Origin of the sequence: Candidatus Poriferisodalis sp. (genome assembly GCF_965215815.1) — a bacterium.
Classification (GTDB): domain Bacteria; phylum Actinomycetota; class Acidimicrobiia; order Acidimicrobiales; family Poriferisodalaceae; genus Poriferisodalis.
Window position 1 is genome coordinate 1,695,107 of sequence record NZ_CBDCEO010000013.1, and the last position, 13,158, is coordinate 1,708,264.

The 13,158-nt window shown below is 62.3% G+C and carries 9 protein-coding genes; 5 read left to right on the top strand and 4 right to left on the bottom strand.

What is annotated here, in order from left to right; all coding sequences use genetic code 11:
• Positions 1-418: 418 nt before the first annotated feature.
• Positions 419-1,285 (top strand): transposase, encoded by an 867-nt coding sequence (locus ACOOHB_RS17745; RefSeq protein WP_420446129.1) that lies wholly within the window; start codon positions 419-421, stop codon positions 1,283-1,285.
• A gap of 74 nt (positions 1,286-1,359) precedes the next feature.
• Complete coding sequence (locus ACOOHB_RS17750; protein WP_420443611.1) at positions 1,360-1,683, top strand: hypothetical protein; 324 nt, start codon at positions 1,360-1,362, stop codon at positions 1,681-1,683.
• Here ACOOHB_RS17750 and ACOOHB_RS17755 read toward each other — a convergent pair.
• On the bottom strand, positions 1,611-2,180 hold the full coding sequence (locus tag ACOOHB_RS17755; protein WP_420443610.1) for a hypothetical protein: 570 nt from the start codon (positions 2,178-2,180) through the stop codon (positions 1,611-1,613). The genes ACOOHB_RS17750 and ACOOHB_RS17755 overlap by 73 nt on opposite strands.
• Between ACOOHB_RS17755 and ACOOHB_RS17760 the strand changes: the two genes are divergently transcribed.
• The 3 genes from ACOOHB_RS17760 to ACOOHB_RS17770 all read left to right on the top strand — a co-directional run bounded on the left by ACOOHB_RS17760 (position 2,170) and on the right by ACOOHB_RS17770 (position 4,096).
• Complete coding sequence (locus ACOOHB_RS17760; RefSeq protein WP_420445356.1) at positions 2,170-2,742, top strand: integrase core domain-containing protein; 573 nt, start codon at positions 2,170-2,172, stop codon at positions 2,740-2,742. The genes ACOOHB_RS17755 and ACOOHB_RS17760 overlap by 11 nt on opposite strands.
• A 1-nt stretch (position 2,743) precedes the next feature.
• On the top strand, positions 2,744-3,493 hold the full coding sequence (locus ACOOHB_RS17765; protein ID WP_420446130.1) for a transposase: 750 nt from the start codon (positions 2,744-2,746) through the stop codon (positions 3,491-3,493).
• A gap of 150 nt (positions 3,494-3,643) precedes the next feature.
• Positions 3,644-4,096, top strand: a complete 453-nt coding sequence (locus tag ACOOHB_RS17770; protein WP_420446131.1) for a TatD family hydrolase — start codon at positions 3,644-3,646, stop codon at positions 4,094-4,096.
• A 194-nt stretch (positions 4,097-4,290) separates the two neighbouring features.
• On the opposite strand, the gene ACOOHB_RS17775 is transcribed toward ACOOHB_RS17770, so the two are convergent.
• From ACOOHB_RS17775 to ACOOHB_RS17785, 3 genes are all read right to left on the bottom strand, one after another.
• Entirely contained in the window at positions 4,291-6,855 is a 2,565-nt protein-coding gene (locus ACOOHB_RS17775) for a DEAD/DEAH box helicase (protein WP_420446132.1), read from the bottom strand.
• A 168-nt stretch (positions 6,856-7,023) separates the two neighbouring features.
• Positions 7,024-9,615: a DNA methyltransferase gene (locus ACOOHB_RS17780; RefSeq protein ID WP_420446133.1), complete on the bottom strand. Its 2,592-nt coding sequence runs from the start codon at positions 9,613-9,615 to the stop codon at positions 7,024-7,026.
• Positions 9,616-9,635: 20 nt separating this feature from the next.
• Complete coding sequence (locus ACOOHB_RS17785) at positions 9,636-12,632, bottom strand: DEAD/DEAH box helicase family protein (RefSeq protein WP_420446134.1); 2,997 nt, start codon at positions 12,630-12,632, stop codon at positions 9,636-9,638.
• Positions 12,633-13,158: the final 526 nt, after the last annotated feature.

The window sequence follows — 13,158 nt, forward strand, 5'->3', positions numbered from 1 at the left end:
CTGGCTAGATGCCGCCCCGGTGCGGGGGTGGGATTGGGCCGGGTCGCGGTGGACTGCCGGGTCGATTCGGCGGCGGCCCTGGTTGTGGCCGCGGGGGTGGTCCACCGGGTCGCGGGGGCTGTCCTGGCCTTGAGGGTGTCTGAGGACGCTGCAGGTTCATTTGTTTGCTCCTTCCGCTTCGTCTTGGGCGGACGTTGGGACGAGGCGTCCGCAGCGGCGCTCTCGGCCTCATTGCTTACTCTTCGGCTCCGCATCGCATTTGATGCGGACTGTCCGCCATGTGTCCTGTACGTCGTTCTTGGGCCAAGGGTTGGCCTGCCTGATTGTCCGTCTGTGGGGGACGGGCGGCGCTGTGCTGCGACCGCACATCTAGGAGGGTGGTCGGAAAGTTCGGGTGTGGGTCCTGGTGTTGGGGGGCGTGATCGCGGATGATGGTGGGGTGCGCGGTTCGGCTGATGGTCAGGGTTCGATTTTCGATGTCGGGGTGATGGTGGGCGGCCTGCTCGACACTGAGGGTTTCTTGGCGACGTTGGGGCAGGCTCGGGGCGAGTTGTTCTGTGATGCCGATTTTGATGCGTTGTACGCGTCTGGCCGTGGTCGGCGGTCGCATCCGCCGTCGGTGGTGGCGGCGTTGTTGTTGTTGCAGTTGTTCTATGGCGTGTCGGACCGCGAGGCGGAGCGCCGTTCGCGGTTCGACATGTCGTGGAAAGCGGCGCTGGGTTTGCCGTTGGAGCATCGGGGGATAGCGCATGTGGTGCTGGTGGAGTTCCGGGCGCGTCTGGTTCGCGCCGGGATGGAGTCCTTTTTGGGGGATCGTGTCAAGATCGCAGCCAAACGCGCCGGGGTGATCGGCCATCGCCGCACGATGGACTCGACCGGTGTGGCGGACTCGGTGCTGACCCAGGACACGATCACGCTGATCAGGTCCGGGGTCCGCAAGTGCATCGAGGTGCTGGGCGGGATCGACGCCGGGGCCGCAGCGGAGCTGGCGGGGCTGTTGTCGCGTGAGGACTACGACCGGCGAGGCAAACCGCAGATCATGTGGGCTGATCCCTGCGCACGGGCCGCTTTGGTCGCGGAGCTGTTCGGCGACGCCGAGACCGTCATCGGGTTCTGCGCCCGTTTCGGGGACCCGGGCCTGGCTGGGGCGGTCGAGCTGCTGAGGGTCGTGGCGGGCCAGGACATCGAGATCGCCGCCGACGACGACGGAGCCCAAACCCCGCGGATAGCTCAAAGAGTGGCCCCCGGCCGGGTCATCTCGATGGTCGATCTGTTGTGCGTCTGAGTTTGCCGCGGAGGGTCCACCGTGGAATGAACCAAGTCTGATCGTGTTCTCGCTGACGCGTGAAGGAGCATCAGATGACTGTCAGCGAGGGTCGGCGTCGACCGAAGAAGCTGTCCGCGGAGACGAAGTGGGAGATCTACTTGCAGGTCACGGGCGGAGAGATCACCCAGGCCGACGCGGCCCGGAAGTGGGGGGTCGATGTGTCGACGATCATCTCCATCCGCCGGACGGTGAAGGACGCGGCGCTGGCTGCGCTGGCCCGCAAGCCGGGTCGCCCGGCCACCGAACGGAACTGGGAGCTCGAAGCGGCCCGGGCAGAGATCGGTCAGCTCACCGAGGCGATCAAGGTCCAAGCGATCGAGTTGGCCATCGTCCGGGGAAAATCCGGCTGGGACTGAACGGACCGGTCCCGGCGAGAGTCCCCGCCGAGGCCAAAGAGCTGGTCCTCAACACCGTCGACGACGCCGTTGCCGCCGGGTTCTGGCACACATGGGCCACCGGTGTGTGGCAGGTCTCCGACGACCGGGTGCACCGCTGGCGGGCCCGCCGACGCGAGCTGGGCACGCTCAGCGACCTCGCCCCGGGCGGCGCGCCGGTGCATGCCTTGCTGGCCGACGAAGTCGCGGAGGTCCTCGCTGTCGCTGAAGAGTGGGGACCGGTCGACCGGTCGCACCGCAAGCTCGCCCACCGCGGTTCCTATGTGGGCCGGGTGTGGGTGGCCCCCTCGACGTTCCGGCGCGTTCTGGCTGCCCACGGGCTTGTGCTGCCCGAACAGCCGCCGACACCACGGCGGCCCCGCACGCCGTGGCCGCACTGGCTGGTCTACCGAACCGAACAGGATCTGGATCTGGGACGTCACCCACTTCGGGCAGGCCCGGCGCTGCGTGTTCGCCATCGTCGACATGGTCTCGCGCTACTGGATCACCAGCCTGGTCTCGACCGAGGAGACCTCCACCCAAGTGCGTGTCATCTTCGACCAGGCGCTGCTAGCCCAAGATCTCGACGAGCTGCTCACCGACGACCGCCTCGATCTCGACATCGACGACCCCGACCGGCCGATCCTGCTCGCCGTGTCCGACAACGGCCCGGCCATGACCAGCCCCCACACCCGCGCCTACATGGCGATGATGGCCATCGCCCAACACCACGGCCGACCCCGCACCCCCACCGACCAAGCCTGGATCGAGAGCTTCTTCGGGCACATCAAGCACGAATGGCCCCACCTCGACGAGATCACCGACCCGGCGTTGCTCGACACAGAGCTGGCACGCATCCGGATCGACTACAACGAAGTCCGGCTGCACGAAGCGATCGGCTACGTCACCCCCGACGACGAACACCACCAACGAGGAGAACCGATCCGCGAGGCCCGCCGGCAAGGCCTCCAACGAGCCCGCACACGACGGCTCGACCACAACCGCCGGACCACCACCAACAACCCCGAGAACACAGCATGACTTGGTTCATTTCTCAGCCGATCTCCGCGGAAGACTCAGACACACCTCAGATCCCGACGCTCGGCACGGGCACCGTTCCCGCTCGGACCGCTACGACGGATACAAGCTGCACGTCTCCGCGGATGTGGACTCGGACCTGATCTGCTCAGCGACCGCGACGCTCGCGACTGTCCACGACGCCGCTGTGATCGAAGACCTCATCGACGCCGACCCGGTCCCGGTCGCCGAGATCATCGCCGACACCCACTACGGATCGGGGCCCACCCGTCAAGCGATGGCCGACCGAGGCATCGACCTCGTCGCCCCCGCCCAGCCGATCCCGACCCGCGGCGACAAGCTCACCAAAGCCGACTTCGACATCGACCTCGAAGCAGCGACGGTCACCTGCCCGCAAGGAAACACCGCACCCATCCCGCCGCCGAACGGCGCCAAACGGCGCCAGGTGCGGTTCGCGGCAACGGATTGTTCAGCATGCGAGCTCAAGCCCCGATGCACCACACGCGACGGCGGCCGCATCATCGAGATCAACCCCCACGAAGAACTCCTCGCCCCCGCAAGAGCACAACGCCACGAACCCGAGTTTCTCGCCAGATACCGATTGCGATCCCAGGCCGAACGCAAGATCGCCCAGATCAAGTCCCGCACCAAAAACGTCCCCTGGCGCGGCCTCGACAAGGCCAACCTGTGGCTCGACCTGCGCATCGCCGCCCTCAACCTCGACCGCGCCGGCCGCCTCGGCATCATCAGGTAAAACACCCGCCCCGACCGGCGACCCCGGGCCCCACTGGCCGACCGACGATGTGCCTGGGCATCATCAGGCAGAACACCCGCGCCCAACCCACCCCGAACCACCAACCAGACAACCGCGCACGCTCAACAAACAACACACACCACACCCCAATTGCCGACCACCCTCCTAGAGGCCCACGACGATGCGGCATGCATCGCGTCCGTTCACAGCGCTGGCCGAACGGGCCAGGTGGTCGAAATGCTCGAAGGCCATCGCTGCTCAACAGTTGTTCTGCACTGGTGGAATGGCACAACCACGCAGACACGTCGGGCAGTAGATCTCGGCTGCTACTTCTCGATCAATGCTCGCAATCTACGAACTGCTCCCGCATTGGCTCTCATACCTCCTGAACGGCTGCTCCCAGAGACTGATCACCCTTACGCCGATCGGGCAAAGGACGCGCAACCTGGCAAGGTACAAGGCGTAGAACGCGCTCTCGCCGAACAACAGCAGAGTTTTCGCATCCGCGCGTGGCAGAATTTTGGACAACTCATGGACAACGCTGGAGCAATGGAACGACTGCCTACGAAGGCTCAAGGCATCATCTTCTCGGTACGCCAATGACCCATTAGCTCGGATCAAGTGCTCGAACTCGGGCCGGTCACTCCGGGCCGAGTCAATACTCGACGAACTTCACCGAGGAATTGTCTTCGCATTCGACACATAGCGTCATGGAATCAGGGTCCGCGTGTCCGTTGACTTAAACAGCCGCCGACCTTTCACGCGCTGCATAGGCCAAAGAGCAACTGATGAGTCTCTCAACTAGCCTGTCGCAAGGTCAGCCGATCCAGCACAAGCGATGGCAAGAGTCCATGCTCCTGGTAGTGTCTATAAATCTGCCGCCGGCCTAGGCTCTGACCGGTTGACTTGCTCGGCCGAATCAGCGTCTCCCATGCCTTTGCGACCGCCTTCGCGATACTCAGAATCTCTGCTGGCGTAACGAGGTACACATGCTCTTCGGCCGCTCCGATTGCATCTTGTGCGAGAAGCTGACGGGGCGTGACTAATATGGCGGCACTACCGGAGGGGATTCCATCGGCATCGCGATCCTGTCTCATTAACCGCAGCTGATCGCAAACTTGGCGGATGTCGCTGTGTGGGATCGGCCGGTTTGGTTGCTGTGCACTCTTCGCTTCAAATGCCACCCATCGATGATCACCCCAACACCATGCCGAATCACACCTGCCCTTCGCGGACGGTTTCGATGCGTCAGCCCCCAAGAGGACACCAAGCTCGGTAATACCAGGTTCATACGATGCAGCTCCAGTCTGCGATAGATTTTGGATCATGCGCTCAATACGCTGCTCAGTGCCGCTTGTACCTCGCCTGCTCAGCATCTTGGCAATCTTGCGGGCGGCAAAATCATCCTCAGGTGCCATTCTCGATGGAATATCCGAAGCCATAGGTGACATCAATCTGACCCATTGGGCAGGATGTGAGGCCTCTTCGGCCTGTCTAACCAAGTCAGATGCGCGCGCAACCATAGCCTGCTGGTCTTGAACAGTACTTGCACTATATGCCCATGCTCCTGCAAGATAGAGGAGAATAGCTCTATATGCGCGTGTGTCTCCAGCTCCTGCACCTACCTTAATTGCAGCGCGCTCCATCTTGGCACTAGCTTCCGCCCAACGACCAGACCAAGCTTCTGCACACGCTTCCACTTCGTATGCTACGGCTTGCGTCAACGCGTCATTGCCCTGAGGCAATTGTCTATCGAGGGCATATCGCATCTCAACGATGGCCGTTTCCCCATCCTCAAACCAAGATACATCACGCTCAAGAAATGTCCGTACATTTTCCAATGCCTCTTCGTATGAGATGGCGCTGTTTTCCAAACCAAATTGAATCTCTGCTTGTGCTTCGGCATCAAGCGCATTCATATTTTCGGGCGCAATAAGATAATTTGTGAGTTCAGGGCCTAAAACGGCTACGACAGCGTAGTCCGATGGCCCCCTGGTACATCTACCGGCAGCTTGTGTAACTCTAGTCCTCACGCGTTCAGCTAGCGCCGCTCCGGCTCTCGCCCGACCGCTCATGAACGCCTCAAGCAGCGTCGTCTTGTTGGGCAGTCCTTCCAATATGACGAGCCGGCACTCATCATCGGGCAAATCAATGCCATCGTACCTAGCCGCTAGAGCACAGATACCGTGTTCCCGCTCTCTGAATTGGTCAAGGGTAGTGTCGATGTTCTCATTGTCGTAGAGTGGCCAATTCTCTGGTTGGAGCGCACTCACAAGCCGGTCTCGAGTCAAGCCATCTGGCGTTAGTATCAGAGCCTTTCCGGCGAGTTCCACAAGACGCGACATGAACTCTTCGCGTTCGATTCCGTCAATCAAGTCCGCAAATACCACGAATCGACGTCCAGCGCGTGGAGTCGGTGACGCATCGGAGAGCGGAATTCTCGTGATGTGCTCCCGTCCGAAGGCACGCTCGAGTTCACCACCGCTACCCAGTGTGGCCGAGAGGTAAATGCGCTGTCTAGCGTCGCGAAAGAGCGCATTTTGATTTGTGGGCGGGATAAGCGGCCGCACCAGAATTGACCGCGGACCAACAAGCACGATACAACTCGCTATTCCATCACGAACCATTGCCAATTGAAACCGCCTATTGCCTGTTGAAGTTTCAGCTAGTGCTGAATCCAACCGCCGCTGTACCTTGATGTCCTGCGCCGGAATGACGACACGTAGATCAATGTCGATTGATGAAACAGCGGCGGAGTCTCGCAGACGTTCAAGATGCACACCGTCAAGAGCGGATCTAACCGCATCTAGAATTGCTTGATAACGTTCCTCATCTTCCCGCCTGTCGATATGTATGGAGTAGGCTCCTGCGACGTATTGCTCTGCTGCGTGCGCATCATCAAATACTATGAGACCAAGAGCGGGTAACTTGGGACTTGAGTTGAAGATCGAACTGTAGGTGGTAATCGCAACCGTGTTGGTAGCCGCAAAAGATGCATGTGCCCGTGCATCCCAAGTACCGTGGGGCCCGATCAACAACGATGTGGCTATGCCTTCGCGCAATGCGACCCGGTTAACTTGGTGCGCAAGTTGGCGGGTTGGACAGGCATAAGCGACATGGCAGTTTCGAGTTCTCCGAACGAACTCGGCGATCAAGAGGCCAGGTAGTGTCTTGCCAGTACCAGTGGGGAGTTCAAGCGCGATATCCGGTGAGTCTTGATATTCGCTCACATATGCCCTGAGCACATCACCTTGATGCGTCCAGAGGTTGGGGACAGCATCAGGACCCTTTGGTAGGTTGCGGTGAAGTTGTTCCGGAGTGTCGTAGACGCTCTGTTCGCCACCTCGACTTCTGAATGCCATTTGCCTCGACTCCGATCATTTCATGGGTTCTTCAGGCACCGCTATAGGAACAGTAAGAGTAACTTGGCTGCACTTGATATCCACCGCGACCACCTCATCGACGACTGCGCTGAGAGAAAATCGATACGCTACGTCACAGAGAGAACCCAGCCGTTCAATGGCATCTTGCTACCAGCCGTCGTCGATGGTGGTGGTCATTTCGGCGCCGGTGGTGGTGATGACCTTGATGGCGATGTTGCGTCCTGGGTCGGGCGGCGTGAACGGCTGAGAGACGGTGGACTGAATGTTCTCGAGGGCGAGTTCGTCACGTTCGCGCTTGGGGATCTTGGCGATGAGCTTCTTGATGTCGCTGCCTTTGCGGAATCCGTTTGGGAAATAGGCGCGGCGCACTCGGAACGAGAACCCGTCGTGGTTGGTGTCGAGCATCCAGCACTCGACGTCGTCGGTGCCGTAGCCGCGTGCTCGGTTCGCTGCGGGGTCGTAGGTATCACAGCCGAGCAACTCGACGGTGACACCTTCGTCGCTGGTGTCGAGGATCACGTCGGGCTCGGCGAGCAGCACGAATGAGCCGCCGTCCGCCGAACGGCTGACGGTCTCGGGCAGGCGTAGGTCGCGGGAGGCGATGACACGGTGTACGTGGACCGGACCCACGGCTGCTGAGATGCCGGCTTCGAAGTCGTAGCCGATGATGATCAGGTTCTCGCAAGTTGGGTCGTTGTCGCGGGCTTCGATTGCCGCTCGCCGGGCGACCTCGATGTTGACCGTCGCATCTGCAGCAGCGATCATCACGCCCGCGGTGAATTCGCCCTCGCGGGTTGCTGACGCGCAGCGTGCTCCGTAGCCGACGAGCTTCGTGTCGGGCCAAGGGATCGTCTCGACCACATCGAAGACCGGCCGCCCGTCGGCGTCGCACACAGGCGTGTTGCGCAGCAACTGCAGCAGCGTCTCGGCATCGGTCGGGTCTGCCGTGGGTAGGTCGCTGAGTCCGCCATCGTCGAGCGGCAGGTAGGTGTACGGCGAGATCGACTCGACGGTGAAGGCTGAGCAGATGCGGGGTCGCCGGCCGTCAACACTTGTGCGATCGACGAGCCGGATCTGATTCTCGGGGTCATCAACCCTGCCGTAGGCAAGCGTGGCGGCCGTGACATGGGGAATTGTCTCTTCGACGAAGCCTGAGGCTGGGTCCAGCCCAGCGTCGGCGATCTTGTGCCACGTGTAGACGCGCGCAAGCAGGTGAGATCGTGCAACGGCCACCGCTACACGTTGCGCGTCGCAGGTGATCCACCGACGACCCCATTCCTCCGCGAGGTCTGCGGTCACGCCACTGCCACAGGTCGGGTCCAAGACCAGATCACCCGGATCGGTGGTCATGAGCAGGCAACGCTCAATGATGCGATCCGCTGTTTGGACCACATAGCGCTTCTTGGAGGGCGCGGCCACCGAGTGCCACACATTGTCGACCTTGCGGCCGGGTCGCTCTTCTTCAAACAGCTTCCAATGGAGCGTTGTGCCAAGGTCGGAGAGTCGATCCTGACGCTTGAGAGCACACATTCCGCACTCGGCTTGGCGACCGTCTGGGTCGCCCGGACATAGTTCGTCATCTGCAACAGGTTCAGCGTGGCTCTGTGGCGGAGGGTGCACTGAGACCCTCCACTGGCTCGTCGGCCCGGTCGAATGCCACTTGCCGTTGTACCAGTAGTCGACAGACCTGCCCGTTGTCGAGTAGCCCTGAGAAGTCAGTCGTGAGCGCTTGAAGAGTCGCGCGCCTTCTGGCAAGAGGGCAACATCCTCACGCTCTTCCTTCGACGGCTTCCGATCCGGCGCTCCCAGAACGGCAACGCCAGCGTATGAAGTGAAATCCGCCATCTGTTCCTGCCGGTCGCGGGGCTCGTAGATCGGATTGAACTTGATCTGCTCCTTGTCTTTGGCGTACCAGAGGATGTAGCTGGCACTCTCGCCTAGCAGCTTCGCTGAGGGCATGCCGGTAGGACGCCAGGTGATGGTTGCAACGCGGTTGTCTGCGCCGAAGACCTCGTCCAGCAGCACGCCAAGCCGGTGGACATTCTCGTCGCCGATCTGGACGAACAGTGAGCCGCTGTCGGCAAGCAGTTCGCGTGCGAGGACACATTGCTTGTGGATGCCGTCGAGGTATGAGTGGACGCCGTTGCGGTAGGTGTCCCGAAACGCCCGAATAGGCAGTGCGTCTCCCGCGGGTACCGCGGATTCGTTGTCCTTGACGTCGAGGTTGTCGGTGGTGGGCTGGAAGTTGGACTGGTACGACATGCCATACGGCGGGTCGTAGTAGATCATCTGGACTTGCCCCGCGAGCCCGTCCTTGGCGATGAGGCTCTTCATCACGTCGGCGGAGTCACCATGAATGAGACGGTTCTGCCAGTTACCGGAGTGCTCGTAGAAGTTGAGCGGGTCGGCCCCCTCGGGCAGTCCGTTGAAGTCGTCGGTGCTGAGCTGGATTCCGCTGTCGGGCTTGCGCAGCTGGTTGGCGAACTCGGAGGGTGCGACCTTCTCGCGCACGTACAGCGGCAAGGCCTCCATGCGCAACAGCTCGTCCTCGGCCGCGTCCCCGCTGAGCGCGGACGTCTCTCCCTCGCGTTGCCAGGCGAGCACGGGGGTGGCGATCTCGTGCCGGTCGATTGTGAACGGCTTGGGCCTGCGGTCCTCGTCGGTCATCAGCGACTCGGTCTCCGGGGTCGGGTTGTTGCGCCGAGTCGCCGTCTTGTGCCTGTAGGAGTCATTTGCCATCGCTGCGCTCTCCGGGACCCTCACTCAGTCGCCGACAAGGCGAACTCGACCTGGTGCGTGCCGCTGCCGACTTGGTCAATCTGGTGCCGTGCGAACTTGGCGTCCTGGATCTCCACAAAGGACCAGCGGCGCAATGCATCGGGCAGTGCCGCCGTGCCAGCGACGCAGGGAATCCAGTGCTCCAGCACGTACTTGTCGGCTGCGATCGCCTTGTCGTCACGCACGCCCTTGCATTCGACGATCAGGTTGGTGCCGTCCCCAAGACGGGCAATGAAGTCAGGTTCGTAGCGTCGCCATGAGCCGTTGAAGAAATACGGCACCGACCAGCCGGTCTGGAAGTTGCGTGCCCACGCCTCGACGCGCTTGTGGGTGTCGAGGATCGCCGCAACCTGCTTCTCAAGATTGGAATGGCACGCTGCGTGGGAGAGCTCGCTGCGCTTCGCCTCGTGGATGTGATGCAGCGTCGTATCGAAGTCGACATCGCTGGTGTCGAGCCGCGGCGGGCTGTCGAGCACTGCTACTCGCTGATGCTCGTGGCCGCGTTCGCTGGTGCATGCATCGAGGATCGTGAGCACCGCGTCGCGCCGCTGCTCGTCTTCCACGAGCAACGCTGCGGGGTCGCCGCACTCGACATAGTCGAGCGCGAGCCATTCACCGACGATGCGCCGAGCCGACCTGAACAGCGACAGGCTCGTGCCGTCGGTGTCGTCATCGGTGCTGCTGCGGAACTCCCCGACTATCTCCTGGGCGATCCTGAATTCGGCCTCGCCGCGCCGGCTCTTGGTCTGGAGGATCTTCTCCTCTCCGACATGAGGGCTGAGCACTGTCATCGACGCGACCGACTGCGGCTTCATCTTCCACGCCTTGGACTTGGACTCATCGAATTCGAGCTTGAGGCTCGGCGTGACCCGCCGGTACTCACGCACCTGCGGCCACACGATTCGGTACTTCCCTCGCCCTCGCACCGTGTGCACACGAGTAACCGGGCGCACCGGAGGGGTGCCGGTGTTGCCGCCCCGTGAGGGCATGAACTCGAAGGGAATGCCCACGACCTCGGCGTACTCGGGGCGCAGCCTTCCCGTGCCGTCGAATCGGAAGTCCTCATAGGAGGTGCGACGCAGTGCGCGGCCCGTGACCTGCTCGCACAGCAACTGCGTCGAAAACGCCCGATAGCCGACGATGTGGGACACGTTGCGGGCGTCCCAGCCTTCGGTGAGCATCCCCACCGAGATCACGCATCGCACCCGGGCGCCCGGCCGTCCCGCTTTGCCGACTGTGTTCAGGACCTCTCGCACTGTCTCGAGCGCGTCCTTGGAGCGCCCTCGCCGCTCATTGAGACGTTGCCCCTGAGCCTTGATCAGCTTCGCTGCTTTGGCCGGCAGGTCGCTGCTGTCGTCAAGGTTGGAGTGCACGACGATGGTGCGCAGATCGTCTGTCCACTGCCCCTGCGCGACATTGGAGAGCTCCGGGTAGGCGCCCTCGCGCAAGACGCCGTCACTGTCCTCCCAGCCGGCGATGTGCTCGTACAGGGCATTGGCGTTGTCGATGGTGTTCGCCACGACGATCATCACCGGCGCGGTCTCGGGCCGCACCCGTAACCACAGCGCCAAGTGGTCCTTGTAGTCGTCGTACTGGGCGTCAAGAGCGTTGCGAAGCGGCCCGGGGATGAGTGCGGCTGGGCCGTCCTCGGTGGGCCTCGGAATCTTCTTCTTGTCGGTCGCCTCATAGAGGTTGCGCCAGACGGTTCGCTCCTGAATCGAGTCGTCGTCGACGGGCACTCGTGGGACCTTCGTCAGCCCGGATTCGATCGCGTCCATCAGGCCGAAGTCCGATGCGACCCATTGGAACGGTTCCGGCGTGGCCCGCCCTGAGGTGTCGATCCACATCGGCGTGGCCGAGAAGTCGAACACAACCGAGGCCTGCCCGTACTGGTTCACCGAGCCGAGCTGGCCCATGTCTCGCAAGCTGCGCAAGACGTTGAACCACACCGCAGCGCGCTTGTCTTCCTTCTTGTCCTCGGCACTGCGTTTGGCGTGCGACTTGGGCAGGTAGCAGTGGTGCGCCTCGTCGTTGAGCACGACGAGGTTGCCGTACGCGTTCGCTGTCAGCAGCGATTTGAGAATCCGCTGGGCGGACTGTTCGTAGCTCTCGAGGTGCTCGTCTCCGGTAGGCCGTCCGATCAGGTCACGGTGCGCTCGGCCGCCTTTCGATCCGCTGCGCGGGAAACCCAGCGTGTTGAGGTTCTGACGGTTGAACGCCTGGAAGTTCATGACCTCGACCCGGGCACGGTTCAGCACCGGCCGCAAGTCGCGAGGCACCAACCCCATGTCGTCGTAGACGTTGTGCGGGCTAGACGGCTTCAGCTCGGCGAGGCGGTTGCGCACCGTGAGACCGGGAGTGAGCACGAGGAATCGTTCGCCGTGCATGAGATTGCGCCGGCGAGTGGTGCGTGCGGCGTTGAGGGTCTGCCAGGCGATCAGCATCCCCATCACGACCGTCTTGCCGGTGCCGGTTGCCATCTTCACCGCGTGGCGAACGATCTCGTCGTTGTGTTGACGAGACAGCGTCTCCAGCTCGCGCCGCTCTGGCGTCTGTCGAGTGGCGACCTCGCGCAGCCACACCAAGGTCTCGATCGCTTCGCACTGGGCGAAGAACGGCCGCAGCTTGCAGCCCCGCTCGTCGGCCCAGTGCTCCAGCAACCTCACTGACACTGATGTCGCACCCTGGTAGCCGCCGTTTCGCCATTTCGAAACCCTCTCGCGGACTGCGTTGATCAACCGGTTCAGATGCACGTCGCCTAGCGAGAGCTGCAGATGGCCTGACTTCTCGTCGTCAGGCACAGGGCTGAGCAGCATCGAAGGACGGCGGCCCGACTCGGGCTCGATCCCGCGCTGGGCGCGACCCGTCCGGTCGAGCGGCCAATAGCGATTCGGCTCCTCGAAAGGCGAACAGAGGATCGGGTCAACTGACGGATCGAACTCGGCCTCTGTGGCCTCTCCTGCCAAGTCGCCGGGCATTCCGGTCAACCGCAGTTCGGCGCCGCAGCAGCCGGCTGCTGTGTGAAATTGCCGTTATCATTCACGATCCCAGCCTCGGCAGCCCGCGGGTCCGCCGAGGTATCCCCTCGTAGCGACCGGCTCCTACCCCGCGTATCAGGCGGTTCAGCTTGTTGACATCTTGCCGGTTCGGGCCATGTTGTTGACTTTGGCGTAATAAGAACTACTATCGTTAGCTGTCCATCTGTGACCGAACGAGTAGCACCCAACGGGGACGACGTCTTGCCTGTGAATCTGTCTTTTCGAGCGAGGGTCGGCGTGCGCAGCGGCGTGCGCTGCACAACGAGAATCCGCTCGAGGCGGTCATCCCCCCCCCCCCCTCAATCGACCGGGCTGACGCCTGACGCTGTGCTGCGGTAGCGGGTAGTTCTCCATGCGTTTCTTCTCCGGCGCTTCTTCACGTGCGTCCGCACATGAAGCACGTGCGCAGCGTCGGCGGGGAATTGGTGTTCGTGGCCGCTCCGGTTGGGCTGCTTTGTGCGCGGTC

Excerpts from the sequence above, each read along its gene's own strand:
- ACOOHB_RS17785 (WP_420446134.1), bottom strand. The coding sequence starts at position 12,632 with ATGCCCGGCGACTTGGCAGGAGAGGCCACAGAGGCCGAGTTCGATCCG.
- ACOOHB_RS17775 (WP_420446132.1), bottom strand. The coding sequence starts at position 6,855 with ATGGCATTCAGAAGTCGAGGTGGCGAACAGAGCGTCTACGACACTCCG.
- ACOOHB_RS17755 (WP_420443610.1), bottom strand. The coding sequence starts at position 2,180 with ATGGCGAACACGCAGCGCCGGGCCTGCCCGAAGTGGGTGACGTCCCAG.
- ACOOHB_RS17780 (WP_420446133.1), bottom strand. The coding sequence starts at position 9,615 with ATGGCAAATGACTCCTACAGGCACAAGACGGCGACTCGGCGCAACAAC.
- ACOOHB_RS17750 (WP_420443611.1), top strand. The coding sequence starts at position 1,360 with ATGACTGTCAGCGAGGGTCGGCGTCGACCGAAGAAGCTGTCCGCGGAG.